The 26,422-nt window shown below is 46.7% G+C and carries 26 protein-coding genes and 1 tRNA gene; 21 read left to right on the top strand and 6 right to left on the bottom strand.

The features are described 5' to 3' along the window. Positions 1–167 precede the first annotated feature (167 nt). The 20 genes from NF347_RS09135 (at position 168) to NF347_RS09230 (ending at position 18,439) form a co-directional block, all read left to right on the top strand. Positions 168–1,322 carry a transposase gene (locus tag NF347_RS09135; RefSeq protein ID WP_107681985.1) on the top strand — a complete coding sequence of 385 codons (1,155 nt, stop codon included), beginning with the start codon at positions 168–170 and terminating at the stop codon, positions 1,320–1,322. A gap of 279 nt (positions 1,323–1,601) precedes the next feature. Further along, complete coding sequence (locus NF347_RS09140) at positions 1,602–1,988, top strand: hypothetical protein (RefSeq protein WP_107681829.1); 387 nt, start codon at positions 1,602–1,604, stop codon at positions 1,986–1,988. Between the two features lie 357 nt (positions 1,989–2,345). Then, positions 2,346–3,782 carry a tyrosine-type recombinase/integrase gene (locus NF347_RS09145; protein WP_107681828.1) on the top strand — a complete coding sequence of 479 codons (1,437 nt, stop codon included), beginning with the start codon at positions 2,346–2,348 and terminating at the stop codon, positions 3,780–3,782. A 53-nt stretch (positions 3,783–3,835) separates the two neighbouring features. Then, on the top strand, positions 3,836–4,810 hold the full coding sequence (gene rhuM / locus NF347_RS09150) for a virulence protein RhuM/Fic/DOC family protein (protein WP_107681827.1): 975 nt from the start codon (positions 3,836–3,838) through the stop codon (positions 4,808–4,810). A gap of 188 nt (positions 4,811–4,998) precedes the next feature. Further along, complete coding sequence (locus NF347_RS09155) at positions 4,999–5,589, top strand: hypothetical protein (protein WP_107035586.1); 591 nt, start codon at positions 4,999–5,001, stop codon at positions 5,587–5,589. A 14-nt stretch (positions 5,590–5,603) separates the two neighbouring features. Then, on the top strand, positions 5,604–6,116 hold the full coding sequence (locus NF347_RS09160; RefSeq protein ID WP_107035587.1) for a hypothetical protein: 513 nt from the start codon (positions 5,604–5,606) through the stop codon (positions 6,114–6,116). Between the two features lie 12 nt (positions 6,117–6,128). Further along, positions 6,129–7,196, top strand: coding sequence for a hypothetical protein (locus tag NF347_RS09165; RefSeq protein ID WP_107035588.1), 1,068 nt, complete (start codon positions 6,129–6,131; stop codon positions 7,194–7,196). A 4-nt stretch (positions 7,197–7,200) separates the two neighbouring features. Continuing rightward, positions 7,201–8,070 carry a hypothetical protein gene (locus NF347_RS09170; protein WP_133165529.1) on the top strand — a complete coding sequence of 290 codons (870 nt, stop codon included), beginning with the start codon at positions 7,201–7,203 and terminating at the stop codon, positions 8,068–8,070. After that, on the top strand, positions 8,067–8,720 hold the full coding sequence (locus NF347_RS09175) for a hypothetical protein (RefSeq protein ID WP_107035590.1): 654 nt from the start codon (positions 8,067–8,069) through the stop codon (positions 8,718–8,720). The genes NF347_RS09170 and NF347_RS09175 overlap by 4 nt, the downstream gene beginning before the upstream one ends. Positions 8,721–8,731: 11 nt before the next feature. Then, positions 8,732–8,983 (top strand): Imm32 family immunity protein, encoded by a 252-nt coding sequence (locus NF347_RS09180; protein WP_107035591.1) that lies wholly within the window; start codon positions 8,732–8,734, stop codon positions 8,981–8,983. After that, entirely contained in the window at positions 8,980–9,744 is a 765-nt protein-coding gene (locus tag NF347_RS09185) for a hypothetical protein (protein ID WP_107035592.1), read from the top strand. Before NF347_RS09180 ends, NF347_RS09185 begins: the two co-directional genes overlap by 4 nt. Further along, positions 9,741–10,298 carry a hypothetical protein gene (locus tag NF347_RS09190; protein ID WP_107035593.1) on the top strand — a complete coding sequence of 186 codons (558 nt, stop codon included), beginning with the start codon at positions 9,741–9,743 and terminating at the stop codon, positions 10,296–10,298. Before NF347_RS09185 ends, NF347_RS09190 begins: the two co-directional genes overlap by 4 nt. Further along, positions 10,288–11,091 (top strand): DUF4267 domain-containing protein, encoded by an 804-nt coding sequence (locus NF347_RS09195; protein ID WP_068959873.1) that lies wholly within the window; start codon positions 10,288–10,290, stop codon positions 11,089–11,091. Before NF347_RS09190 ends, NF347_RS09195 begins: the two co-directional genes overlap by 11 nt. Next, complete coding sequence (locus NF347_RS09200) at positions 11,088–11,657, top strand: pentapeptide repeat-containing protein (protein ID WP_107035594.1); 570 nt, start codon at positions 11,088–11,090, stop codon at positions 11,655–11,657. The genes NF347_RS09195 and NF347_RS09200 overlap by 4 nt, the downstream gene beginning before the upstream one ends. Positions 11,658–11,659: 2 nt before the next feature. Beyond that, on the top strand, positions 11,660–12,328 hold the full coding sequence (locus NF347_RS09205; RefSeq protein WP_107035595.1) for a hypothetical protein: 669 nt from the start codon (positions 11,660–11,662) through the stop codon (positions 12,326–12,328). A gap of 557 nt (positions 12,329–12,885) precedes the next feature. Further along, positions 12,886–13,833 (top strand): DUF6043 family protein, encoded by a 948-nt coding sequence (locus tag NF347_RS09210; protein ID WP_107035598.1) that lies wholly within the window; start codon positions 12,886–12,888, stop codon positions 13,831–13,833. Between the two features lie 181 nt (positions 13,834–14,014). Beyond that, a complete protein-coding gene (locus NF347_RS09215; protein ID WP_024988675.1) occupies positions 14,015–14,329 on the top strand; it encodes a helix-turn-helix domain-containing protein in 315 nt (104 codons plus the stop codon). 5 nt (positions 14,330–14,334) lie between these two features. Next, positions 14,335–15,744: a DUF3987 domain-containing protein gene (locus NF347_RS09220; RefSeq protein ID WP_107035599.1), complete on the top strand. Its 1,410-nt coding sequence runs from the start codon at positions 14,335–14,337 to the stop codon at positions 15,742–15,744. A gap of 560 nt (positions 15,745–16,304) precedes the next feature. Continuing rightward, positions 16,305–16,685 carry a hypothetical protein gene (locus NF347_RS09225; protein ID WP_107681649.1) on the top strand — a complete coding sequence of 127 codons (381 nt, stop codon included), beginning with the start codon at positions 16,305–16,307 and terminating at the stop codon, positions 16,683–16,685. Then, positions 16,682–18,439 carry a relaxase/mobilization nuclease domain-containing protein gene (locus NF347_RS09230; protein WP_107681648.1) on the top strand — a complete coding sequence of 586 codons (1,758 nt, stop codon included), beginning with the start codon at positions 16,682–16,684 and terminating at the stop codon, positions 18,437–18,439. The genes NF347_RS09225 and NF347_RS09230 overlap by 4 nt, the downstream gene beginning before the upstream one ends. Before the next feature lie 240 nt (positions 18,440–18,679). Here NF347_RS09230 and NF347_RS09235 read toward each other — a convergent pair. The 6 genes from NF347_RS09235 to NF347_RS09260 form a co-directional block, all read right to left on the bottom strand. Continuing rightward, positions 18,680–18,752: transfer RNA gene (locus tag NF347_RS09235), tRNA-Phe, on the bottom strand. Positions 18,753–19,405: 653 nt separating this feature from the next. Next, on the bottom strand, positions 19,406–19,894 hold the full coding sequence (gene ispF / locus NF347_RS09240; protein ID WP_205961080.1) for a 2-C-methyl-D-erythritol 2,4-cyclodiphosphate synthase: 489 nt from the start codon (positions 19,892–19,894) through the stop codon (positions 19,406–19,408). 74 nt (positions 19,895–19,968) lie between these two features. Next, positions 19,969–21,168: a type IX secretion system outer membrane channel protein PorV gene (porV, locus tag NF347_RS09245; protein ID WP_133165494.1), complete on the bottom strand. Its 1,200-nt coding sequence runs from the start codon at positions 21,166–21,168 to the stop codon at positions 19,969–19,971. 52 nt (positions 21,169–21,220) lie between these two features. Then, positions 21,221–21,709, bottom strand: a complete 489-nt coding sequence (locus NF347_RS09250) for an FAA hydrolase family protein (RefSeq protein ID WP_107681646.1) — start codon at positions 21,707–21,709, stop codon at positions 21,221–21,223. A gap of 53 nt (positions 21,710–21,762) precedes the next feature. Further along, positions 21,763–22,428: a redox-sensing transcriptional repressor Rex gene (locus NF347_RS09255; RefSeq protein WP_107035604.1), complete on the bottom strand. Its 666-nt coding sequence runs from the start codon at positions 22,426–22,428 to the stop codon at positions 21,763–21,765. Between the two features lie 8 nt (positions 22,429–22,436). Further along, positions 22,437–24,488, bottom strand: coding sequence for an Ig-like domain-containing protein (locus tag NF347_RS09260; RefSeq protein WP_107035605.1), 2,052 nt, complete (start codon positions 24,486–24,488; stop codon positions 22,437–22,439). A 246-nt stretch (positions 24,489–24,734) separates the two neighbouring features. On the opposite strand from NF347_RS09260, the gene NF347_RS09265 reads away from it, so the two are divergent. Then, complete coding sequence (locus NF347_RS09265; RefSeq protein WP_107035606.1) at positions 24,735–26,381, top strand: diphosphate--fructose-6-phosphate 1-phosphotransferase; 1,647 nt, start codon at positions 24,735–24,737, stop codon at positions 26,379–26,381. Positions 26,382–26,422 lie beyond the last annotated feature (41 nt).

Consider the following 26,422-nt stretch of genomic DNA (forward strand, 5'->3'; position numbering starts at 1 on the left):
AAAAATTACCGAAGTAGTTGAAACTTAAGTTAATATATCGAATTGTCAAATACAAATGAATCGCCAAAGCGTTCATTATAAAAACATTAAACAATATGAACGTATTGGCGATTCTCAAAGACTTCACCTTTCGGTGTAAGTCGGTATTTGAAAATACTACAACCAAAATGAGCAAAAGGTTCCTCAACTGGCTGATTTTAACAATACGCACTGTAGCGTTGATTCCGGGCAAAGTCAATTTTACCCGGCTGTCGCGCTATGGCGGTCGTACTGCCAAGACCTTTGCCTCCAATTTCAAGACACCCGTAGACTGGATGAAAGTCAACATAGGTATGGCGCAGGATTGTTTTGGACCGTCCGATGACATGGCAGTGGCAATCGATCCGTCGTTCATTTCAAAGTCAGGCAGCCTTACATATGGCATAGGCCGATTCTGGTCAGGGGTGGCACAACGTGTAAAACGCGGTCTGGAGATAATGGCGATCGGGGCAATAAGTCTGAGTAAACATACATGTGTGATGCTCGGTGCTGTCCAGTCCCCGGACTTCAGGACTCTTGAATCTGAGAAACAAATGTCAATGCTTGACTGGTATGTGGCACTTGTCAGGTCAAAGGCGGCAGAGCTGCTCTCACTGACGGATATTCTGGTTGCCGATGCCTTTTTCTCCAAATATGAGTTTGTAAATGAAGTGATTGGCATGGGATTCCGGTTTGTCGGGAGATTACGTGCCAATTCATATCTCAGGTATCTGGCCATACCGGATTCCTCCGCCCCGCGAAGACGCGGCAGAAAGAAAAAGTATGGAGAGAAAGTGGATTTCTCCAACCTTGATATGTCCGTGTTCACTTCATTCATATATGAGGATTCCAAAGGAAACAAAACCCGATGTCACACGGCGGTCGTACATTCGAGGGCATTGAAACGCGACATCCGTATCGTGGTCTGTCCGGTTGAAAACGCAGACCCTCTTCTTTACTTCTCTACCGACACCAATATGAGACCTGAAAAGATCATCGGTTTCTACCGCACCCGCTTTCAGATTGAGTTCGGCATACGCGATGCCAAACAGTTTACAGGACTCCAGTCGCAACAGACACGCGACAAAGACCGGCTTGACTTCGCATTCAATCTTTCCTTCACTGCGCTCAATGTCTGCAAGGAGGTCATAAGGAAAGATTATCCGGATCTTTCGGTAGCGCAGTTCAAACGGCTTATGTTTGAATCTTATCTCGCCTCAACAATTATTTCGACTTGCGGAAAATCTCCGCATCTCAAAATAATTCAGAAAATAAATCATCGGTTGGCTCAGTTAGCGGCTTAGCCAAGACTGAACAACCTCAAATTTTACCGAATCATTGTTAAGTAAAAACGCACAAAAATCGCGGAAAAATCGCCTTGATGGTTGTCTGATGTTGCTTTGATGGCTATTTGTTGGCGTTTTGTTGGTCATAAAATTAAGTAATTTGTTATAATATACTGATATACAGATTAAAATAAGCGCATTTTGTTGGCTGTAATCGTAGCTCGTTTTGTCACGTCAGCCACAATGAGTAAATTTGCAGTCGGAATACACTAAAAATCAATCATAAATAACACTACAATGAAGCATTTTATCAAGATGGCAATCGCCCTTATTCTGGGCGTGGTCGCACTTGGCTTTCAGTCGTGCGGAAGCGACGATGACGAGCCGGATGCAAAGGTTTACGCTACGGTTTCTGACATTCAGGGAACATGGCACGGAACGCTGGACGGATTCTATTACCGTTTTACCTTTGATGGCGACAACTACTCGTACAATCAGATGAACGTGGCCGACAACAACATCACCGCGTCTTCAAGCGGAACGTTTGCCATCAAAGACCACAAAATCGTTTTCTCCGGCGGTAAGAATGAAGTGCCGTGGAGCGACGAGGAAATCTTCTGGACTAACAACACGAAGAATTATCTTCAAATAGGGCAATACTTGAGCCTATCCCCCGGAAAGTAAAAATCCGTCAACATCGACGTATGGGCGCATCGGTCATCACGACCGGTGCGTTTTTTGTTGTATCAATGTTGTATCAATTTCCAGACAAGCCGATAAAACAAATTTGGCAATGTGTTGATGTTACGCGGAATAGAAATTATTGTCGTGGTGCCACCAGCAATATAAACGTTAAATTTTTATCAATCGGATTAAATTCAATTATATACTAATATACTGATATTAAGCCGAATTAAACAATTTTCAATTTAGCCACATAGCGGCTGTTTTAGAAATTATAGTGACTATTGTAGTGACTATTCAGGAATAGTCACTAACTTTGCAGTGTCCGATTCATAAGGGAATCGAACCTTGGATTCTATGGCAAAATCTCTTTCCCGGTTCTTCATCCGCAAGCAGGACGAGAAGAACGAAATCGCAACTCTTTTCTTTAGGGTGCAGAACAAGAAACACAAAGTCGATACGCTCTTTTCCTCTCAGATACGTGTGAATGTTGCAGAGTGGAAAGAGGCTTTGTCGTGTCCTGAAAAATGGATGCGACATCAAAGGACGAACTTCAATCTACACGACTCTCTCAATAGGATTGAACTGGTAGTGAAGTCGGAAGTCGAGGGCATGTCTTTCGACAAGTCACATGTTGAGGCCGAGATCCTCTCTATCGCCAATCCGAAGAAAGCAGAAGCCAGAATGAAAGCTAAGCGTGAAGAGGAGGAACGGCAACGCGAGGAAGAACGCATAAAGGAAGAGCAGGAGCGTCTGATAAAGGAGGGCATCGATGCTGAACGCGCCAAAATATGGAATTTCATAGACCGATTTTGCAATGAAATCAAGAGCGGTGCCAGGCTTAATGGTCATGACAGATATGCGCCCGGCACTGTGAAGGCATGGAATAGCTTTCGGAAGCTGTATGACTTGTTTGACAGAAAGCATCGCTACACATGGCATGATGTAGACCGTGCGTTCGTCACCAAATTCCTGAATTTTATGGAGAAGAAAGATTATATGGTGACTGCGCAGAATAAATATCTGGTCGATCTCCGCGCAATCATCAGCTATGCCTATGCCGACGGAATACACGACAATGACCGCGCCCTGCAATATTTCGCAAAAAAGAAAATTGAAGAGAAAGACAAGGCTATTGAAATATACCTTACCGAAGCAGAGCTTCAGGCATTGTATGAAATGCCACTGTCAGGCAAGCAGGAAGAGGTGCGCGATATATTTCTTGTCGGGTGCTACACCTGTCAGCGCGTGAGCGATTACAACGACATTGACAAGGATTGTTTCACCACTACAGCCAAAGGAACACCGGTAATACGCCTCATTCAGAAGAAAACCCGCAACGAGGTAAAGATTCCTATAATGAATCCCAACCTAAAGGCTATATGCGAAAAATACAACTACAATCTCCCTTATGTTGTTGACGTGATACTCAACCGCTACATAAAGGAGATTCTGAAGGAGTTGTCCGATAAAGTGCCCGACTTAGCCAAGATGGTAGTAACCAAACTTACTCAAAAGCAGAAGAAACTGGTGGAGGACGGCAAGCTCGTTGTCGAGCACAACGAAAAGGGAGAGGTGATAATGCCTTGCTACAAGTGCGTGACAACCCACACAGCCCGCCGTAGCGGAATCACAAACATGTACCTCACCCACAAATACTCCATAGTCCAGATGATGCACGTCAGCGGCCACAAAACTCAAAAGACCTTCATGGACTATATCAAGCTCTCCTCCGACGAAATCGCCGACGAGATTGACGCAATCGCTAATGGCGCAAAATCCGAAGTATTTTGACTATTATTACTCGGAAACAGCTACAAATCAAAATATAAATTGTAATTTTGAATATGGAAACAAATAATTCACAGCTCGTAATCTATCAGGCGCCGGACGGAAATATGTCGATTGATGTGACAGTTCAGAATGATACCGTATGGCTGAGCCAAGGGCAGATGGCCGAACTCTTTGACAAAGATCAGTCAGTTATTGCCCGCCACATCTCTAATGTTTTCAAGGAAGGCGAGCTGGAGAAAGAGAGTAATATGCAAATTTTGCATAATACTCTGTCGAAGTACAAACCGACTCAGGTTTACAGCCTTGATGTTATTATCTCTGTTGGCTATCGCGTTAAATCCAAACGTGGTACTCAATTCCGCATCTGGGCAAATAAGATATTGAAGCAGTATCTTCTTCAAGGCTATGCCATAAACGAGCGGGTAGCTGCACAGAAATATGACGAGCTTAGTCAGTTGATAAAAGTGCTCGGCCGCACAATCCAAAATCAGGAAAGGCTTACGGAGGACAGCCGTTCATTGCTCGATGTTGTTGTCGATTACACATACGCCCTCGACACTCTTGACCGCTACGACTATCAGGAACTGAAGATCGAGGACACCACCGGTAAAGAGTCGTTTCATGCCACTTACGAAAACGCCATGGAAGTCATCCGCGAGTTACATGAGAAATTCGGTGGCAGCACATTGTTCGGCAACGAAAAGGACGATTCCTTCAAAAGCTCCATTGGTCAGATTTACCAGACCTTCGGTGGCGTTGACCTATATCCCTCAGTGGAGGAAAAAGCTGCCATGCTCCTGTACCTTGTTACCAAAAACCACTCATTCAGCGACGGCAACAAACGCATTGCCGCAACTCTATTCCTGTGGTTTCTCAACGGCAACGGCATTCTCTACAACGGAGACGGCACCAAACGCATCGCCGACAACACACTCGTTGCCCTCACCCTGATGATAGCCGAAAGCCGCACTGAGGAAAAGGACACAATGGTAAAAGTCATCGTCAACCTAATCAACAAGAACAACTGAGGATAAGACGAAACAACACCCGAAATATGCACGGCTTAACGACTTCATGCCGAGGATTGACCTGTCGGTGCTGAATGATTATGTAACGGCTAATCTCCGCGCTGATTTTCATACTCGTTTGGGACATTTGTCACATCGAATGTCGATTATTAGTTGTAACTTTGCTTAATTACAGATAATAGACTCAAATGAAACTGCTAAGAGCCTTATTTTACCAATATTATTGGTGGCAGAAGCGCAAAGAAAATGATGAATCCTTTGCGCATGCTTTGGCTGTGCTATGTCTTTTGGTTCCTCTATTTGGTATAGTAGGTTTTATAGCAATTTTTGCTGACGTGACAGGGCTTGTCATTTTGCAGAAGTATGATATAAAAATGGTCATTTTTACTATGTTCATTCTCGGATTAGCGGTATCATGGTGGCTGTTTTTGAGAAGAAAACAATATAAAATAATAGACCAAGAGCATGATATTTATGATAAGCCTATATATAAAACGCTCGCAATCTTATATCCAATCCTTTCCGCAATACTTTTCTTTATTGGATTATATATCGGCTATTTACATAACAGTGAAGCGGAACATATTGAAAGCATACACATTAGAGCCGAAGATGCTACACCCACTATTGACAGCATCAAAGGTAAAAATGTCTATGTCAGTTATCGTAAATTCCCCGGCGGTGACTCCATTCTTCCCTACGATAGGGTTATGTTAGGCGAGTCACTTATTGACCATGACAAACTGAAGTTCAATTACCATTTCAGAAATATCAAGTAAAAGTTGAGAAATATATGACAGCAGCCCAATTTGTAACCGCCATAAGGGAGATAACTCCCGATGAAAGTAAGTTTACGAAAATGCCGGAAGGTTTCGCCCAAATCTATCTGGACGAACTATTCATTGGCAATAAGAGTATTCACACGAATGTAGAGCCGGAAAATGCTATCATAGACTTGATGTCAAATTATGATGTCTCCAAGCTGATAATAATGATTTTCAGTTTCAACAAATCCAATGAATTGAAAGAGACAGAGCCATTTACTTTTTTCGGATGGAGAGAGGCTTTTCCGCTTGCAATTCATAAAGCAACCGGGGAGATAGTCGAAATAGACTGGGCGGACGATAACTGCATTGTAAGTTATATTGCCAAGGATCAGCAATCATATCTCGACCTTTTGTTTGCATTGCAAGAGAACAGCCTGTCAACACTCTTTTCAGATAGGCAAAAATGGAGTACCGAGCAATTGGCTGAAATTGCCGGAGGCAGTAAATATCAACCTCATTTAACGGATTTGTTGTCATAAAGTGCTTAAGATATGAAACATATACTTTTGATAATTACAGCCATATTGATCTTGTGTGTCTCGTGCAGGGGCAAAGGATCAGCGTCGGCATCGAATGATAGCCCTCATGACTCGATTACAGCGATAGATGACAACAGGCCTTTTGAGTTCTTAAGAAAACTCGGCATAGAATATGAATCGCTTATCGCTAAAAATGATTCTTTGCCGGCCCCATCTGACCGTGATTTTCTCCTCACCACTCATGAGCAGTGTTCATTACTAAGAGGCATAATCACTCCTGATTTTGCCCCGTCGGATACCGCATCGGCATATCTTGTATCTGTCCGTCAAATAAACGATAACGTAATCCTATGTCAATACAAATATCTTTTCAGCGATGCCGAAGATGTGTATATTGCCACATACGATACTGACGGACATCTGATTGACGCGATGTTCGCGGGTAACGATTGGGATAAGTCGGAATTAGCTTATAATCTGACGGACTCAAAAGAGTTAGTCTCCGTCGATCATACTTTAGTATATTTTATCGGAGACCATGAATTTACACATAACCATGAATACAAAGAAATAGAACATAACGTCAATACCGACAAGGACACGACCACCTACTCTCAAATGGCATCAATGACTTGTAACATAGAGCCGAACGGTAAAATCGACATAACTATGGAAGACGGATATGAAGATGGAGTATTCAGATTATGTTGTGGTTCAGACTGTAAGAAGGAATGGAAACTAATGAATGATATGCTCTCACTGTCCCGCTATCCTTATTCAGATAATAAAGTGCTTGACCAATGGAATGAATTGGGGAATATGGTTGATGCGGCTTCCTCTGAATCATTCGTTGATCATTTTTTCAAATATGTATTCTTGCCACAGCCTGAAAAGGTCTTAAAGTGGGTTTACGATAATCGTGATTACAAATCTCTATCCTTGACAATGCCGCTTGGATTCTATTATACATATACTCCACAATCCCGCAAAATCATCGACGAAGCCATCGCCCGACTTGACAATCCGGCAATGCAGGCATATTATAAGGAAATGACCGAACTGTGGATTACTAATGATTGATATTATGAAAAAATTGATTGGCATAATTATTCTGATACTTATTCTGTCTGTCGTGGCCGTTGGATGTGGCGGAGGTCATAAATCCGAAACTGCCGTATCACAGCAAACGGCGGAGGACACCGTAGTTGCAACCGTCCCTCAGATTGTCAGAGGCAGGGTTGTCGAAGATACCGTTATAGGCCTCTGGACAATAAAAGCATTAAAAGACTCCAATGATATAATCGTTGGAAGACAAGACTGGGCTGTAAGAGATTCATCCGTATTTCTTACCCTGTCGTATGACCGAAATATCGTGTACTCCGACAAGGAAATTCGCACGAAAGATTTGGTCGGCAACGAGGGTGAATATATGATGCAGTGGGGTGGCGAAGTCTTTTGGGACTCTGACTCTGCTGTTTACTTGTCGTTTGGTTGCATTCTTCCCGACACGGACGATGGCTGGAATATGCTATATCAGATTCTACCCGACGGTACATCAAATATCATTGTCATTGATGTATATATGGGCGTTGATGGCTTTTATGTAGTGGCTGACTTCATGGCTCTGTATCTGAACGAAAGAGCAGTAGGCGCGTCACCGGCAGACTTGAAAAGACTGTATGGACAGTATTGCACCAAAGAGCTTACCGAAGAACTATCTGCGGCGACTTTCCCGATTGTTTCGGATGACACCGATTTTCGGCACGCTTATAAGACAATTCATATAGAACCTCAAGACGGCTTTACAGGACCTCCGTTGGAAAAGTATTCATTCGAGGTGAAATTCAAACCTAACCCCAACGATGATAATGTGACCGACATCCTGTATATGGAAGTCAACGGCTCCACAAATAAGATTATAAAGATTAACAGCGGCGAAAGGGAAGTTATATGACAAACAAAGAATTATTTTTAACCATAGTTGAGCGGCCAAAGACAGAGCCTTTTCTCAAAGGCTTTAAGTTCCGTAAACGTGATTCTTCTTTCATCAAACAAGAAGGTGGTTTGCGACGGCATCTCGAATTAGACCATTGGAGTAAGGAGGGAGTGCTTATCATCTATCCTATCTATATGGTTCGTTTCGATGTGCTATTGAAATGGTTTGAGCCGTATAATGTAAAATCACCGCAAGACCAACAGGATAATCCTTCAGTCGGATTTACCGGAGATATGCTTGGCAGGCAGGATAAGTTTACGATTTCAGAAGCCAATCTGGAGTGCGAATACTCAAAACTCTGTGGCACACTTGCCGAATGTTCCCGCATAGTATTTCAATCATACACGTCATTGCATGATATGTTTGAACACGAGATTATACCCAGATTGGAGGGTAAGCGAGCATTACCAGATGTCGGTGCAGACTGGGCGTTCAAGTATCTTACACTAACACGTATTGAATCGCCTGAAGATTATCCGGCAGTCAAAGCATTGGTCTTGGCGCAAGTCCTGAAAATGGCTGAAAGGCACGAACCAAATATAATGGACTATTTCCCTCGACTGGATGAGATAATCAGCGTTATGGAACAGACTTTTCCAACAAAATAATTGCAGACGTCATGGAAATAGATGTGCCGAAATATGATAGGAATATTGGATTGCAACTCTGTTGGCATCCGGGTTATTCGATAAAGGTTTCAAGCGATAATAGCGAAGTAACTATATCAGCTAATCGGGAAGGATTGTTATCAATGGCAAACCATCTCCTCAATTTAGCACAGGCAGATGTGCCTCCCGGCACACATATACATTTGGATGAATACAATTCATTGGAAGACGGTTCACAAAGTATAATTATAGAGAAGGTATGAATCAACGAAAGAGGATAGGCGACTTTTTTGTTGGAGTGATTGTTACATTATTCCTTGCAGTATTGGCTATCCCAATGAAAGCCAATGATAATTGCCGTCAGGATACGCTGAAATATGATTATGAAAGTCTGTATGCAGTTCACTGGGATGTGACTGCCTGCCCGGTGGCAAATGTCTTTACATTCCCTCAAAATGACGTTGACAGGATTGTAGAAGCACTATTAGACACTCCAAAAGAAGCTTTATTTCAAGGGAATTGGATTTTATGTTTCTATTTGGATACTTCGTTTGAGGAAATCTCGCAAATCAAAAGCAATCTATCATCTATTGATTTACCACACGGATATGAGTGGAAGTTTGGATTATTTGAAAATGACAAACAGGGGCTGGCTCTTTTAGCAGCAGTTGTCGAATCGGACTCTAAATTTGTCGCTCATATCGGACATGCCTGTATAGATAAAGATCCATCAGGTAGACCTGTAATCAGCTTTTCGCTGTATCAAGGAGAATCCGATGACCTTTCAATGGAATTTAGAAAATTTCGAGTAAATCATAATTGCATTTTATTGACAATTAATGATTGGGCTTTCGCTCCAACCCAGATGAAACAACTTGACGCACCCTCTAATGACTATATCACTATTTCTTATGTGCCTGATGTCGTTATACAAGACTTGTACTTTACTTCCGTCAGGTATATGCTTGAAAACGTTATGCAAAACGAAGCTGTTAGACCGGCTCCAATAAAACAACAGCCATGAAGCGTTGGCAGAAGATATTGTTGGTGGCTTTTCATGCCGTGATGCTGGTACTGTTCCTCTTTGTGGTGTTGAACAGTTTGCAGTTACGTTGGCGGTTAGGCTATGTACTATTTTGGATTACCGTCCTTTCGGGTTGTGCGGTATATTTCATTCGCGGTAAAAAAGCGGTGTATAATACTATCTCACGGATATATGCCATTGGTTGGATGCTTCTCTCAGTTGTAGGCTTAATATTTACATTCCTGACGTTTGATGCCGTGTATTGCGAAACGGACAAATATATCATGAAGGAACCGTCAGAGATAATAGGCTTCGACAGTGCCATTCTTTATGAAAAGAAGGGTCTGCTTGAAGTAGAGAAACAGCGATATAAGTTTGTTCATCCAAAATCCTTTACCCCGTTGGACACCATCGGAGCTATTGTGATTTACGGAGATTTCGATAATGGCGAAACAACAGATGATGGCGTGGCAATACTCCCTCTTGACGATTCGTTTGATAAAGAAAAAGCCAAAGAATACGCACTAAACCACAACATTGAGTATGGAGAATAACGGGATAAGCAAGCCTATAAATAAACGACAACGATTCAGCCGATTCATGCGGTATCTTTCTGTGGCAGTTGTCACGGTTTGGTTGCTTGTATTTTTGATTGCATCTGCCGATAAAGATGAATTTCGGGCGGTCGGCGTCATTGTGTTATTGTTTTTCGTATTCCTCTTTATAATTCCGCTTATCGGATTTTGGATTTATTCTTTTGTCAAGGCCGTAAGGCGACACTCAAAAGCCGACAGGATTCTTTTATGGTTCCATATCGCCGATCTGTTAATCCTTGGGGGTATAGTTTTTCTACTTAATAGACCACCTATGAGATGCGATGCGTTCATTATGGCTGAATGTTACAACGGAGAGCCTGTTTTCTGGATGTGGAATACAGTAGGTCGTTATCGCGATATGCTGCCTGACAGCACACGACTGGTTGTTGAATTTGATAACGGAGATATGCCACAATCTATGCCCCAATCCGATATACTGGACGAATTTGAAAAAAAGCAACTAAAAGAACGTTTGGACTACTTAGGTTGTATAGGGATAGATGTCAACAATTATCCCGATTCGGAATATTCAACTATCCGATTCCGACGTATGAATATGGGAATGTACTCATATCGCCTTTATAATCATCCTCTCTCGCATGACCAGCAGGACAGCATAAACGCTGATCCGTGCCTGATAGTATATAATGACTCTACTGTTTTCGAGTTTAGTGCCGGTGTCTTAGGAGCACAGACTTTTCCTGGCAAACAGGAATTTCTTGAAGCGCAAAAAAGGAATGAAACTAAATGAAACTGACCGATAAACAATATAGCAATCAGGTTTTTAAGCGCACCTCGTTTTGTAACGAAGGAATTGCCGTGTGGTGGACTAAAAAGAAATTTGAGCGATGCCAATTTCTTGGATGTGATTTTTCAGATGTCCTTGCAAGAGGGTGTCGATTTATAGAATGTGTTTTCAAAAGCGGTAAGTTACAACATTTCTCTATGGGTGGACGGACTTCGGTCTTGCTACGGAAAACAATCTATATGGATTGCACTTTTGAAAATGTCAAATTAAGAAGTCTCGGAATTGCAGATTTCATTGGTTGTACGTTCATTAACTGCGACTTCAATACCTCATTCATTGCCGCGTCATTTTCAAAGTGCAAATTTGTCGGAAAGATTTATGGATGCGTGTTTTGCGGGCCGAAGTTCGACAGCTATTATTATGGGAATAAATTATCATTTTTAGTGTCTAATAAAGGACGATTGGAGGATGTTGACTTTTCCGAAGCCAGTCTTACTGACGTAGATTTCCGCGGAGGTATTGATTTATCAAAGGTTCTGATGCCTCACACTACCATAAACAGGATGTGATTATGAAGATACAGGACGTTAAAAAACATATTTTCTCCACCTTGGAGCCATTCGCTGCAGCTAAAGGTTTCAAGATCCTCAGGGGTCGATTTGCATTGAGTCGAAAAGCCGGCAGTCGTACTGATGAAATATTTTTCACTTATCATTCATGGGGTTTTGAGGTAAACATATTTCCGTATGTCAGTGTGGACTATGGAGAGATAACTACAATCTGCAATGACTGTGGCTTCATTCTGAACCATTCTGCATTTATCAATCTTTTATTGCTTCAAAGAATAAAACTGCAAGGATTTAATCCGGATTTAAGATGGAAAACGCAGATTGTCAAAACAGACCGCTTTATTCTTTCAGACGATGAGCCGGACGACTATAACCGGCTTGATATGGGGCTGTCGCCATTACTTCCTATTGCGTTGGATTTTATCTCTCAATATGACAGTATCAATTCAATAGACCGGCTATTCAATACTATGCCAATAGAACAATATAGCCCATATTGTTCAGGGCTTGATACTCATTGTATGGTTGGACTAATTTCTGCCAAACTCTCCAAAAATGCTGATTACGAAAATATTAAACGAATGTATCAACGAATAGTGAAAAAAGAGGATTTCACAATCGAGATGAAATCTTCTTTTTCACGAATTGTTGCTTATCTTGAACAAATATGATACTGACCGATAAACGATTTTGGATATTTGTGGCTTTTGAAACTTTTGTTTCAGTAGGAACAGGTTATAGTATGTTGTATATGGAATGGGACATATACTATACGTTTATATTCCTATTATGTAGTTTGTTGAGTGGATTCATTGCATTTAAGTGGTTTAGGAAAAGTATTATCAGACTTTCTTTGTCGGTCTGGATAGCTAACAGCCTATCTGTTGCAATCTGTTTTCTTTTCCCCAATCTAAGTAAATCCACAACACATTCAGATTACCTGATATTATTTATGATAATGTATTCGTTAATCTCAATTATCCCATATATTATTGTGACGAAAATTTATTCGCTTATTTCAAAACGACTATGACACATAAATTGGATGTATTTTGGATTGCGCGGGGAGCGTTGCTCGTTCTCATGGTCGGGTGTTGCTTGTCCGAGGGTTGGATTGAAGATACTGCACTGCTTGGCGGAACTTATGTGTTGTCGCTGTTATCGTTCAAAGTACTATTATCTTTTTTGACCTTTGCGCGTTATTACTTTATGAATTAGAAATTTCACTATGAAAAATCAGCAAGATAACTTAGGCAGTCAGGATGGAAAGATTGATTTGAAGATGTGGATGGAGGAGCATCCGCAGGAATATGGCGAGTTTGCTGCGGCGATGGGCGAAGCGGACTCGCTGGAGGTGTTTTTGTTGGGTGCAGCAGCATTTCTTTCGTCGCCGGAGTTTCAGAAGCGATTGGAGAATATGATTGACCTTGACAATCTGGACTTGGATGAGCTTTTGAAGATTATCCGGGAATCGGGCTATGCCCGGATTGTACTGAGTGGGCAGCCGGCGGATAGCGAATGGGCTAAATACCGGTTGCCCTTTGCCGCATGGCTCAAATATGGACGCTCTTCTGAAATGATGATAGATAATATTGAGGAAGCGGCAGAGTCGATTGACAACAAACAGTACCAGTGGCAGCTTGCAAAGTTCATGAAGATATTTCTTGCGAGGGAGGTAGAGGATAAACGACGCTCGCGCAAGGATTTGAAGGAGTATCTTGATTATCGCATGAGTGTAGATAACGGCAATTTGGCTGATTGGGCGTTGGAGGGTATTGATGAGTCTAAACCGACTGCTAAAATTACAGAAAACGCAGAATTATCTCATGACCTTCTTTCCCTTTTGGCATCTCACGGCAGTGAGATTGTTAAGCGCATTGGCAAATGGATAGAAACACATATCCGTGGTGTTGACATAGCGCACTTATATGTCGCACTTGTCGAGTCTGGCGAGCTGGATCCGTCAACACCTGTCAAACGATTTGTCGAGATATTATCCGCCACATTCCCTGAATGCAAAATCGTCGGCGAGCGTCAGGTGCAGAAGAGCGTAAACACGCTACAAGATTTATCTCCCAATCGTAAGCGATTTATCAAAGACGAGCCAGAACATCGCTTCGCTATTGACTCTATAAAGACCGATGTTTTACGAATTGACCCAGATGGAGTAGACTGAAATAACCTCTTTTCAATTCGTTTGATTCGTTCCGGAGTTCGCGAACTTAACGAACCATCAATTCTTTTTAATCCAAGAAATTACGCTATACTTTTGCGTCATCGTTCCATTTCGGAGCGGTGGCGTTTCTGTCTTATGCCGCCAGTAGAAGCGTCGAACAATGTCGGCAATCAAAACAAAAATGCAAGATTTATTAGATATGCTCAATGAGGGTCGGGCCCATGTCAAGGTAGAGATGAACGCCGAAGACCTCAAAGCATTTTCGGAGGACTTGATCCGCCGCGCAAAGGATGAACTCGGCTCGATGGTCGAGGCAGCCAAGAAAGAACGTATGCTCACCAAAGCCGAGGTAAAGGAACTCTTTGGCGTATGCGATGCCACACTCTGGCACTGGGCAAATAAAGGTATCCTCAAACCTGTCAAGACCGGCAACAAGATTATGTACCCGGAATATGAGGTACGCAAAGCCCTCGGACAACGTAACATCAATATCTGAGCATCATGAAAGCGAATGGCTATTACAACCATCCACGCTTTCCGTTGGAAGCCGGATGTGGATTGATCGAGGAGGATAGCATTGCCTTTACCAGCGATTCCGGTAAAACTGCCGTAATTTCTTTCCCTCTGGAGATATTTCCGAAAGCAATCCGAGACATAATCGAGGCTCTTGAAGAATACGAGAACTATAATGTCGATTTCACAGCGGCTTCATTCCTTACAGTATTCGCGGCTGCTATGGGCAACACTTGGTCAGTCCGCTTCATGACCGGATGGATAAGCCGACCGATAATCTACATGGTGCTTGTAGGTTCGCCGAGCTGCGGCAAGACACCTCCATTGCAACAGGCGGTCGCACCTCTGCTCAAACTCGATGGAGAGTATGACATGATCTATTGCAAGGAGATGGAAACCTACCGTCAATGGGAACGCATGTCGGCAAAGCAGCGTGAGAAACATTCTCTACCTGAAGCAATGAAGATGCCTCAGCGAAAATGTCATGTAGTGGTTGATTCCACCGTAGAGGCTCTTATCGGAGCTTTGCGCGACAATCCGCGCGGAGTGCTGATTTACAAAGATGAGATAGACAGCCTTCTTTCCAATTTCAACCGCTATAATGGTTCGGACGAGGGCTACTTTCTCAGTCTGTTCAGCGGCACGCCTTTCAAGTACAGCCGAAAGTCAAGCAACGAGCATATTTTCCTCTCCAATCCCTACTGTTCGATTATCGGCTCTACGCAGCCTGGGCGTTTGGGCGAACAGTTCGGCGGCAAGCGAATGATGAACGGCTTTTCATCCCGATTCCTGAAAGTCTATCCCGAAATTGACAAGATGCCGTCGTGGAACGACACCGCCATGCCTGACAGCGTTCTTGAAGAATGGGGGCGAATTATCCGAAAGGTGGTAACAGTCACTCCTTCAACAGACCAAGAGGGAAAAGCGACCTCAATAGAGCTACTGTTTTCCCAAGAGGCAAAGCTCCGCGTAATTCAATGGAAAGACGAGGTCAATAACAAGGCTTATGCTGAAACGGATTCGGATGCTGTCAGGGCGTTGTGCGGCAAACTGGAAACCTATCTCGTCCGCTTCTGCCTGATCATACAGATTATGCACTGCATCTGTGGAGAATCGGGCATGGATAAAATTGAACCGGGAACTGCCGAACTCGCCATCAGGCTCACCGAATATTTCAGAAACATGGAGAGCCGGATTGCACCGGAGATTGAAACCGGTATCCTCGACAACCGGTTTACCGAGTTACTCGGAAACCTCAGGGATTCGTTCACCACGGCAGAAGCTGTCCGGGAAGCTCTGCAACTCGGAATCTCGGAATCCTCGGTCAAAAGATTTCTTAGAGACGGCGGTCGAGGATTCGTAAAGAAAAAGTCACACGGTTGCTATCGCAAAATATGACGCTTGAGCTGACACTATGAACTTTTGACATTATGACATTTTCGACCGAGGTCGAACTGACTGAGATACCCCGGTTGCTCACGCCTGATTTGGAGTATAAACCTTGCTTTGCAAGATATGCCGATTGTGTCCACAACGGCTATCCCGCCTCCCCCGAGGTGAGGGTCAATCCCGCTCGAAACTCGCAGTCTTTTGTCTAATGACACATTGCCCGTGAACGATGATAGACTGAAAAATGAATGATGAAAAACTGAAAATCTGCGGTTGATATATTATCAAGCAACACATTTATCATGAACCGTGATACTTCGGTTAATCGGTCATCGTCACATTGGATAATCGATACATTGGATAATATGATAATGAGCCATTGGACAATAAGTCATCGGGTAATGGAGCATTGGATAATCAGACAATCGAGTCATTAAGATATTGTATCATCAAGGTATCAGTTCATCAAATCATCAAGCAATCATTATACCAAGTCATATAGTCTTCATTGTATCAGATATTCAATCAACCAATCTATCAAACCATAATATCTTAAAAAGTTAATCTCTATGCCGGATAAAAAATCCATCACTATTAAAATACGTGTCGATGCGCAGACCCACGCAGAAATGCAGTCAAGAGCCGACCGATACACCGACGGTAATCTGAGTGCGTTTGTACGTTGTGCCACACTCAAATATGAAGAGCAGCCGATGGCTGACCGAGACAATCCCCGTATGATTGCTTTGATCAAGTCCGCTATCAAGCTCATCGAAAGAACCGGCACCAACACCAATCAGGTTGCGAAGCACATCAACGAGCAGCAGAAAATGAATCCTTACTCGTTGCGGTCGGCAGATCTTCTTCCCTTCGGTCAGTTTTGCGAGGGTACAGAAAAAATCCGGCAGATGCTGACATACCTCTATAACATGATAATTTCAGGAAAATGATAGTCAAGAAGCTCAACGATGTGTCCGGCGGCGGTTTCCCCGGCGCTCGATATAACGAGAAGAAGATTGCTGATGGCGTGGCAACCCTTATGGCGATGGAGAACGTCAGCGAGGCGTTGCGTCACAATATCGAGACGCTGCACCGCTTCGGCCTTGATGCCTCGGCTGAAGTCGAAAGGTATATGAAAGAAAACTCTAAGACCTACGGCAATACAAAGACAACACGTTTCCAGTTCCACGTGTCGGCCTCTGTGAAAGGACGCGCCATGTCGCCGGAAGAACTTACCGACTTTGCGCGTGAACTTATGGAGGGTATGGGCTATGCCCGTCAGCCGTATTTTGTTTACGCCCACCACGATACCGGTAATAACCATGTGCATATTCTCTCGACGAGAATAAAGCCTAACGGTTATGCCATTTCTGACCATCAGGACAGGCGCAGGCTTAACGAGTGCGCAAATCGCATACTCTCTCCTGACATCAAGAAAGATATTGACCGAATTCTCGGCTACGACTACGAAACGGAGGGGCAGTTTGCCAATATCGTCAAGACTCACGGCTACAAGATAGAGAAATCGCTCGACGGCTACCGACTGTTCAAGTGTGGAGGCAATGCTGGAAATATCGCCATCGGCGACATTCTCAATCGAATCACCAGAAACAGCCCCAAGCGCAAAGACCGCGCTACGCAGCTTCGTGCCATAATCCGGAAATACAAGAGCGAGATAGCCGAGGGAAAATGTCAAAGTGTCGATAATGTCAAAGTGTCAAAAGGTAAGAAACGAAAGCCGGTAAAGGCAAAACTCAACACTGACATCCGCAAAATACTTGATAACCACGGCAAGCCGTTGAGCGAGGAGAACTGCCAGCGCATACAGACTCTCATTGATGCTCTCAAGACAAAGTTTGGCATAGACATCAGTTTCCAGAAGGACAAGGGCGGCAGGGTGAGAGGCTACAGTATAATCGACCATGCTGAAAAGATAGCCTTCGACGGCAGTAAGGTGATGAAACTGTCGGAGCTTATTGATTTCGCCATCAAGCCACAGAGGAAACCATCGTCGCTTGACGTGTACCGCGACCTGTTCACTGTCGAGGTGGGCAAAGACAGCAGAGGAAACTATATGCTCATCAATGTCAAAGACGGCTCGACGTACCGCAAGCCAATCTCTCCGAGACAGTACGCATGGTATAACGGCGTGAAAGACGACGAGCGCGAAGATGTAGGCCTGACAATAGCGGCCACGATGTTCTCCGAGGAGATACTGACCGAATATCTCATGCGCTATCCGATACACAACCATCAAGAGAGAATAAAAGGCATAGCCGTTGTCAAACATAGAAACGGCAACTATTGCCTCCTCGCTGCCTTGACTGACGGCTATATGCCTTTGATAGAATTAACTTCGGAGGAGGAAGCCAAGTTCCGCTCTCTACATGCCGATGAACAAGCAAGACAAGACTTCCTGATGTCAATAGCCATGCTGCATCTTACTCGAAAGGATGCCGAGGCGGTTAAAGACAGGATAAAACAGAATACCCAGTCCAAAGCCGGAGTCCGTATTCTCCCTTCCCGTCCACAGGACTACTCCCCGGAAATCTCGCAAGTGTTCACATTCAATCTTGCCAACGCACTATCTTCCCTCAATGTCAGTTCCGGCTCATCCGGCTACAAGCGCGAGCACGAAGTCGGCAACCGCTCCCGCTACGACGACATCGACAACCGTCAGTCCGGCACCCGACTTACAATGTAAGAATGAAGTAGTGACTATCTCAGCGCACCACGCCGGTAGTCACTATTATTTTGCAGAGAATTTAATGTAGAATTTAATTGGGTTTAGAATTAAACGCTACTTTTTAATACAGTTTAATCAAGCCGATTTATCGTGGTTTATAGCGATTTAGATAGTGACTATTGTAGTGACTACGCCCTGTAGTGACTAAAAGAAAAATCGCCAACTCTGTAAGAATTAGCGATTTAATCTTTGCTTGGGTGGTGCCACCAGGAATCGAACCGGGGACACAAGGATTTTCAGTCCTTTGCTCTACCAACTGAGCTATGGCACCGTCTGGGTTTGCATTAGGGGTTTCTCCCGTTTTGCGTTGCAAAGGTATGGACTTTTTTTGGATTGTGCAAATATTTGATGTGTTTTATTGAAAAAAGTCGAAAAAAAATCAGTAACACAACAACAATCTATGCAATCATTCGAATTCAATACGCTTCAACAAAACGATATAATCCACACATATACAGTGCAATATAAATCAATTATCGAAGCAAACATACCCTCATAAACCACCGCCGAAGACAATTGCCTAAGCAAGCAGATCATCACACCGAAAATGCTAACATCACAATCAAAGACACTCACCGAAGCATATAGTCGTACATAGATCACTGAAACAGTGAATGATTTAATGGCCACCAAGCATATAACCACGCACAATCATCCAGATCAGAATGCACTATAGTTCACCAAGCATATTCACTGCGACGGGAATGCATTAGGGATCGCATTAGAAGATGATTGAGGGAAGCATTAGAGTATGCATTAGATGAAGCGCACAGTCGGGCAACCGTTAAGCAGCATTATATTTTGACGTGGTTCTTACATAGCGACGCTATTGCTATAGCAAAAATCGCGCCAGCCAGAAGTCGCAAAGTCCGCATAATATCAGCATAACGCCGACACAACGCAAGCGCGATATAATCCTGAACATCAGCGCACTATCAGAGCCGTGGCCATAGCGGCAATTCCTTCTTTGCGCCCGGTAAAACCGAGCCGCTCGGTAGTAGTGGCTTTGACCGAAACTCTATCAATATCAACACCCAGATCTTCTGCCACATTGCGACGCATCTGCTCTATACAGGGCGACAATTTCGGAGCTTGAGCTATGATAGTAATATCGACATTAGATACAGAATAATGTTCGGCACCGATAATCTCCACCACCCTGCGCAGCAGCACACGTGAGTCGGCTCCGGCATAACTCTGGTCGCTGTCGGGAAAATGATAACCGATGTCGCGCATAGCGGCCGCTCCGAGCAGAGCATCGGCAAGCGCGTGGAGCGCAACGTCGGCATCGCTATGTCCGAGAAGCCCCTTTTCGTGAGATATCTCCACGCCGCACAAAATCAGCTTGCGTCCTTCGGCAAAAGCGTGGACATCATAGCCCAGTCCGCTACGTATATCAGGCAGTTGTTGCATAAAGTAAAATATCCAGTTTGGTTGAAATCATTAACATCATTAATCCGTGACTGACTGCAAGCCAATGATCGCGATCAGCGGCGTCCGAATATCTCCCGCAGGCCGTCCATATCAAAGGTCAGAGTGAAACGTAGCGTCTGATCGAGCGGTGATGTCTGAGCCGTAGCTATCATATACGACGCATCTATGCGTAGCACATTGAACGAAAAACCAGCGCCCATGCCGAAATACTGACGGTTGCCTTTCATTGCGTGCTCATGGAAATACCCTGCACGAAGAAAAAACTGCTGATTGTAGGCATATTCGGCTCCGAGCGACCAGTTGATCTCCTTCAGCTCCTCGCTAAAACCGCCGGGCGCGTCGGAAAACGACTTGAAAATACCCGTGATCGGCGACATATTCTCCCATCGCTCCAGAGCGTCGAGATATTCGCGCTGTCCGTCGGGCGTCGACGTGTCATAGTCGGCCTCACGCGGGCGTGTCGGCACCAACAGTTTGTTAAGATCAAGCCCGAACGTCAGATTATGGTAGTCGGCCAACGGAAAGGTGAACGCAGTGCCAAGTCGCAGATTTGTCGGAAGAAAAGCCGGATCGTTGCCGTGATCATACGACACCTTCGTGCCTATATTGGAAACGTTCCATCCCCACGACCACTGACACTCATTACGGCCTATCACAGGATATGTGGTGTAGTAGCCCGATATATCGGCCGAAAAAGCCGACGCTCCGGTCGACAGATCACCTGAATATGACGACGAGAATCCAAGGTCGGAATATATGTATCTCAGCACCACGCCCATTGAAAACTTCTCCGACAGTTTGCGGGAATAGCCCACATCCACCGACATCTCGTAGGGATTAAGCGTCTGAGCCGATCCGGTCACTTCCGATCCGGTGGTAACCTCTCCGAGCGAGAAGTAGCGCAACGTGGCGCTGACTGCCTGATTGTCGTCGCGCCCGATCTTCCAGTAGCCCGAAAGATTGGCAAGGAATATATCGTTTACTATCTTGCGGAGCCACGGAGTGTAGCTGGCCGAAGCGCCTGCCTCGCTATATGCAAACGCATATTTCGACGGGTTCCAGAACTGCGAATTGGCGTCGGGCTCTGTCGCCGCGCCGAGGTCGCCCATCGAGGCTCCACGCGCATCCGGTGCTATAGCGAGCGAATTGACACCGGTCTGCACCGGATTGAAATCATTCTTATCCTGTGCGGCAGCGGTAGCCATAACTGTCATGACTGCGACAGCTGCCGATATAAAATGCAAGTGATTCATATTATGAATAACTTTCCGGAAGGCGTTTTATTGTGTGAGCCGGCTGTCATTATCACCGCACTCTCACAGACAGCGCCGGCTCTTCATCCACGTCCACTCTCAGATCATCACCGGCCTTCACGCCTACGACCCACGGCAGAAACGCCGCGACTATCACATCACCAGTCTTCAAAGTGGCATAACGGCTCACCGCTGCGACAGTCTGCTCCACAGCTATATCGCCAAGCCCGACATCGCACACCGAATCTTCCAGCTTGATCCCTATCGCCTCACCATCGGGCACCGGACGCCACGTTCCGAGAGCCATACAGTTGTCAAACAGCCCGCCCCACGCCTCATCTCCGGCCGCTCCCTCAGGCATCAGCTGCATGCATAGACAAAACGCATCGACGTATCGCCCCACAAAACGCGGAGCTATATCCTTGCCCAGACGCGATATTCTGAACGCAAGCCCGATACGTGCCCGCCACGACGGTGCGAAATCGGGCAGAAACAAGGGGCGCCCCGCCCCCACCATCGCCGAGTCTGCGATAAGCTGCATCCGCGGCGCGGTTTCCACGCAATCGCTCGGATGGCGTAAAACAGCAATAGCCTTCATCGTGTCAAGTCTGGATTATTTGCATTTATACGATTATACATCACCGCCAGATGAGCATAGATCGACGTGTTCTGTATCACAATATTCTCAGGAGCCAGCAGACGGCATGGGGTGAAATTCCACAGCGCGCTCACTCCGGCATCGATCAGAGTGTCGGCCACAGCCTGAGCCTGCTCCACCGGCACCGCTATCACACCGATCTCGGCCTGCATGTCGGCGCGCACCTCCGCCGCCTGCGTAATGTCAAACACCGGCACACCCGATATAATCGTCCCTATAATGGAGCGCTCCACATCGAAACCGGCCACGATATCGAGCCCGTAGCGCTGCAGTCCAGAATCGGCGATAAGCGCCGCCCCAAGCGACCCCACTCCAGCTATGACGGCATTGTGCTGTCGGTCAAACCCCAGAAAACTCCTCAGTTCGCGCTCCAGCTCCACCACCTCGTAGCCTATGCGCGTCTTGCCGCGCACGTTGACAAACGACAGATCCTTCGCCACCATCGACGCGTCGAGATGTATACCTCGGGCTATGGCCGTCGAACTGACATAGGCCACCCGCCTCACCTTAAGCAGACTGACGTAGGCAAGATACCATGGCAGACGGCTCAATGTCGGCTCCGGCAGCACATCGTGGGATGAAACTATTCTTGTATCGGCCATAGTCAGTATCAATAAGCTGTGCGATCGCTGTTGCGGCGCAGGCGGCTGTTGTTCAATCCGCTGTTGCGCCTCACCCCCGTATTGCGGTTCACGCCGCCGGCCGACGAATCATACTCATCATATTCGTCGTCCTCCTCATCTTCCCGGCTGTTTTTCTCTCCGGGTTTCGGCTTCGGCTTGTTTTTCTTTATATCAAGGGGCTTCTGCGCATCCAGCGGAAGCTCATACACGTTCCAGTTCTGCACCATATCCCAGCGCTGCTTCAGAGGCAGTTTTTTCGGGAAATAGTACACCTCTTCAGGTTGCACTCCCTCGGTGAGCGAACCGCTGTCGTACTGTCCGTTGCCATTACTGTCTATAAACAGACGCGCATAATACGTATTGGGCAGCACATGGTCAAACACTGCCTTGCCATCCGCCACGGGACGTCGCCGCAACGGCTTGTCGGCCGACGACAGCAACTCCACCACCGCCGGCACGGAATCAAGACCTGCCACATTGAACGTGATGGTCGAATAATCGCTCTCTTTCCTGACACTGAACGTCTGGCTGAACGGAGCATTGCCCTGCTTGTACACGCCCATGGCCGCAAGCGAGTCTATCTCAAGTTTATAAGTAGCCCCAGGCTCCCATTCATAGGAAGCCACATATTGCATCGGACGCAGATCGCCGTCGCGGTCAAACATCGGCGGCTCCACCTCCACCCAAGTGGTGTCATTGTCCTTCACAAGCAGATGCACGCCATTCATATCCAGCGACTCAAGCGGCTGCGAAAACGTAAGCCCGATAGGCTGGAACACATCGTAGACCGACGAGCTGTTCATCCTGACAGTCAGGAACACCGGCTTGGGAGTCGTGTCCACTTCCTCGCCGCGCTTACGGCGCTCTTCCCACTCCTTGAGCTGCTTTTTGCGCTCCTGCTCCTCCCGGCGAAGCCTCTGCCGCAGCCCTCTGACCATCAGCTGCAGAGTGTCGGTCTGCGGCGACAGCTGATCGAGCGAATCAGTGCGCAGATATGTAGCCCTCAATGCTATCGTGTCCTGCATGATCAGTGTCGAATCCGTCAGCCAGTATTGGAGCGTGTCGAGTGTGGCCGAACCGTTGATCACAGCCATATCGGCCAGCTTTCGTCCGGCATAAGGCCCGTTTATCACTGTCAATTCGGGCAGGGCATCGGCGTGAGCCCCCATTTCGAGTTCGATCAGGTGACGGTCGGGGCGCTCGTTCTTCACGAGATACTGCGGCCGGTAATTCTCATTAAACCATGTCAGCAACACATCGTCGGGAGCATAGACCGCCGCCGGACGCATCACAATCGAATCCGATCCGTCGGCTGCCTCAAGAGTGTCGGCTGCCACGCCTTCGCTGACGCTCGGCACGATCACCTCCGACAGGAAGGCGACATCCTCGGAACGATCCCAGTGATAGTCGCGGTTGTTGTCGTTGACAGCATATACGCGATACGATCCCGGAGCCAGATTACGGATAGTAAACTGTCCGAGCTGATTGGTCTTCGTGATGCGGTCAAACGGGAGTGTCATTATCGCCGTATCCGACAGATTGGCGTATGCACCTACGAGCATTCCCTGAGCCGGCTCGAGATTTTCGGCACACAACACCATGCCGGAAATCTGCAGAGTGTCGATATGCGGGCCTGTCGAGAATGCAAACGAGAAACCATCGATGGGATTTCCCTCGTTGAGATCAGATATCGCATCGGAGAACTCCACCGTGTAGGTAGTGTTGGACTTCATTGAGTCGCGAAGCTCCACATCGATTCGTCGTCCGGCAGCCATCACCAGCGGCGTAGTACGCTGCGCCGGCGATATGACCACCTTGCTCATCGGGTCGGTCACCTGCACGTTCTCGTCAAACAGTATCGAGATCTTGGAACGGCTCACATTGACCTCGCCCGGAGCCGGGGTGCTGTTCACAAACACCGGCGGATCCACATCGCGCGGACCGCCCTGCGGCCTGCCCATACTGGCGCAGGCCGCCAAGAGCGAAGCTGCAACAGCGGCCACAAGCCAGCGCATATTATGTAGGGTCGACAGTTTCATCTATTTTTCAAAACGTCGCAAAGATAATAATTTTTTCCAACACCCGACACCGCAGACAGCCCTGCGCCAAAGCCGCATATCACTTTTTAACAGTCGAATCCGTCTTAAGAGCACGCTCTAAAACCCACAAATATCCCTGTGGGGCAAAAAACACAGCTCAACAACGACCGATTTTTGAAAAATATTTGCGATATTTGCACATTGAATTCTTCAACGCTACAAAAACCAATAATCTCACAATACAATATGAAGAAAAGTGCATTGCAGATAGCCCGCGCGGCTTATCAACCCAAACTGCCCGTCACACTCACCGGCGCAGTCAAAGCCGTAGAAGGCGCACCCACCCAGTCGGTAGCCGATCAGGACGACATCAAAAAACTGTTCCCCAACACATACGGAATGCCGGAGCTTCGATTTGAGAAGAACCCCGCCCCCGCCCCCGGCAAACCGTTCAACGTGGGAGTGATACTCTCCGGCGGACAGGCTCCCGGCGGCCACAACGTCATCTGCGGCCTTTTCGACGGCATCAAGAAGATCAACAAAGACAGCCGTCTTTACGGTTTCCTCATGGGTCCCGGCGGACTCGTCGACCACCAGTACAAGGAACTGACATCCGACATCATCGACGAATATCGCAACACCGGCGGATTCGACATCATCGGCTCAGGCCGCACCAAGCTCGAAAAGAAAGAGCAGTTCGACAAAGGCCTTGAAATCCTCAAGCAGCTCGACATCAAGGCTCTCGTGATCATCGGCGGCGACGACTCCAACACCAATGCCGCCGTGCTTGCCGAATACTACAAGAACATCGGCGCCGGAGTGCAGGTGATCGGCTGCCCCAAGACCATCGACGGCGACCTCAAGAACGAAGTCGTGGAGGCATCGTTCGGATTCGACACCGCCACCAAAGTATATTCCGAGCTTATCGGCAACATACAGCGCGACTGCTTCTCGGCCAAGAAATACTGGCACTTCATCAAACTCATGGGTCGCTCCGCATCGCACATCGCTCTCGAATGCGCACTTCAGACACAGCCCAACGTCTGCATCATCTCCGAGGAGGTCGAGGCCAAAAACCAGACCCTTCAGGATGTTGTCGACTATATAGCCGGCATCGTCGCCGCACGCGCAAAGCAGGGCAACAACTTCGGCACAGTCCTCATTCCTGAGGGACTCATCGAGTTCATCCCCGCCATGAAGAGCCTCATTGCCGAGCTCAACGACCTGCTCGCCAAGACACCCGACTTCGCCCAGAAGACCACTGCCGAACAGCGCGAATTCCTATCGGCCAACCTCTCGAAGGCCAACGCCGAAACATTCATCTCGCTTCCCGAAGGCGTGGCACGCCAGCTCACGCTCGACCGCGACCCCCACGGCAACGTACAGGTGTCGCTCATCGAAACCGAGAAACTCCTCTCCGAGATGGTCGGACGCCGTCTCGCCAAGATGAAGGCCGAAGGCAGCTACGACGGCAAATTCTCTGCCCTCCACCACTTCTTCGGCTACGAAGGACGCTGCGCGGCTCCCTCCAACTTCGACGCCGACTACTGCTACGCACTCGGCTATAACGCCGCGTGCCTCATCAACGCAGGCGTCACCGGCTACATCTCCAGCCTCCGCAACCTCACCAAGCCCTCCGTGCAGTGGCTTGCCGGCGGTGTGCCCATCTCGATGATGTTCAACATGGAGCGCCGTCACGGAGAGATGAAGCCCGTGATACAGAAAGCGCTCGTGCGCCTCGACGGCACTCCGTTCCAGCGTTTTGCCGCCAAGCGCGACGACTGGGCCATCAACACCCAGTACGTGTTCCCCGGCCCGATCCAGTATTTCGGTCCCGCCGAAGTATGCGATCAGCCCACTCTCACACTCCACTACGAGCATCTCGACAAATAATTCAGTCATAACGATAACCAGCCAAAGACCGGTCTAAGATG

It is taken from the genome of Paramuribaculum intestinale (assembly GCF_030759015.1).
In the GTDB taxonomy this organism is placed as follows: domain Bacteria; phylum Bacteroidota; class Bacteroidia; order Bacteroidales; family Muribaculaceae; genus Paramuribaculum; species Paramuribaculum intestinale.

Coding starts and splice junctions, on each gene's coding strand:
- NF347_RS09135 (WP_107681985.1), top strand. CDS start 168: ATGAGCAAAAGGTTCCTCAACTGGCTGATTTTAACAATACGCACTGTA.
- NF347_RS09140 (WP_107681829.1), top strand. CDS start 1,602: ATGAAGCATTTTATCAAGATGGCAATCGCCCTTATTCTGGGCGTGGTC.
- NF347_RS09145 (WP_107681828.1), top strand. CDS start 2,346: ATGGCAAAATCTCTTTCCCGGTTCTTCATCCGCAAGCAGGACGAGAAG.
- rhuM (WP_107681827.1), top strand. CDS start 3,836: ATGGAAACAAATAATTCACAGCTCGTAATCTATCAGGCGCCGGACGGA.
- NF347_RS09155 (WP_107035586.1), top strand. CDS start 4,999: ATGAAACTGCTAAGAGCCTTATTTTACCAATATTATTGGTGGCAGAAG.
- NF347_RS09160 (WP_107035587.1), top strand. CDS start 5,604: ATGACAGCAGCCCAATTTGTAACCGCCATAAGGGAGATAACTCCCGAT.
- NF347_RS09165 (WP_107035588.1), top strand. CDS start 6,129: ATGAAACATATACTTTTGATAATTACAGCCATATTGATCTTGTGTGTC.
- NF347_RS09170 (WP_133165529.1), top strand. CDS start 7,201: ATGAAAAAATTGATTGGCATAATTATTCTGATACTTATTCTGTCTGTC.
- NF347_RS09175 (WP_107035590.1), top strand. CDS start 8,067: ATGACAAACAAAGAATTATTTTTAACCATAGTTGAGCGGCCAAAGACA.
- NF347_RS09180 (WP_107035591.1), top strand. CDS start 8,732: ATGGAAATAGATGTGCCGAAATATGATAGGAATATTGGATTGCAACTC.
- NF347_RS09185 (WP_107035592.1), top strand. CDS start 8,980: ATGAATCAACGAAAGAGGATAGGCGACTTTTTTGTTGGAGTGATTGTT.
- NF347_RS09190 (WP_107035593.1), top strand. CDS start 9,741: ATGAAGCGTTGGCAGAAGATATTGTTGGTGGCTTTTCATGCCGTGATG.
- NF347_RS09195 (WP_068959873.1), top strand. CDS start 10,288: ATGGAGAATAACGGGATAAGCAAGCCTATAAATAAACGACAACGATTC.
- NF347_RS09200 (WP_107035594.1), top strand. CDS start 11,088: ATGAAACTGACCGATAAACAATATAGCAATCAGGTTTTTAAGCGCACC.
- NF347_RS09205 (WP_107035595.1), top strand. CDS start 11,660: ATGAAGATACAGGACGTTAAAAAACATATTTTCTCCACCTTGGAGCCA.
- NF347_RS09210 (WP_107035598.1), top strand. CDS start 12,886: ATGAAAAATCAGCAAGATAACTTAGGCAGTCAGGATGGAAAGATTGAT.
- NF347_RS09215 (WP_024988675.1), top strand. CDS start 14,015: ATGCAAGATTTATTAGATATGCTCAATGAGGGTCGGGCCCATGTCAAG.
- NF347_RS09220 (WP_107035599.1), top strand. CDS start 14,335: ATGAAAGCGAATGGCTATTACAACCATCCACGCTTTCCGTTGGAAGCC.
- NF347_RS09225 (WP_107681649.1), top strand. CDS start 16,305: ATGCCGGATAAAAAATCCATCACTATTAAAATACGTGTCGATGCGCAG.
- NF347_RS09230 (WP_107681648.1), top strand. CDS start 16,682: ATGATAGTCAAGAAGCTCAACGATGTGTCCGGCGGCGGTTTCCCCGGC.
- ispF (WP_205961080.1), bottom strand. CDS start 19,894: ATGCAACAACTGCCTGATATACGTAGCGGACTGGGCTATGATGTCCAC.
- porV (WP_133165494.1), bottom strand. CDS start 21,168: ATGAATCACTTGCATTTTATATCGGCAGCTGTCGCAGTCATGACAGTT.
- NF347_RS09250 (WP_107681646.1), bottom strand. CDS start 21,709: ATGCAGCTTATCGCAGACTCGGCGATGGTGGGGGCGGGGCGCCCCTTG.
- NF347_RS09255 (WP_107035604.1), bottom strand. CDS start 22,428: ATGGCCGATACAAGAATAGTTTCATCCCACGATGTGCTGCCGGAGCCG.
- NF347_RS09260 (WP_107035605.1), bottom strand. CDS start 24,488: ATGAAACTGTCGACCCTACATAATATGCGCTGGCTTGTGGCCGCTGTT.
- NF347_RS09265 (WP_107035606.1), top strand. CDS start 24,735: ATGAAGAAAAGTGCATTGCAGATAGCCCGCGCGGCTTATCAACCCAAA.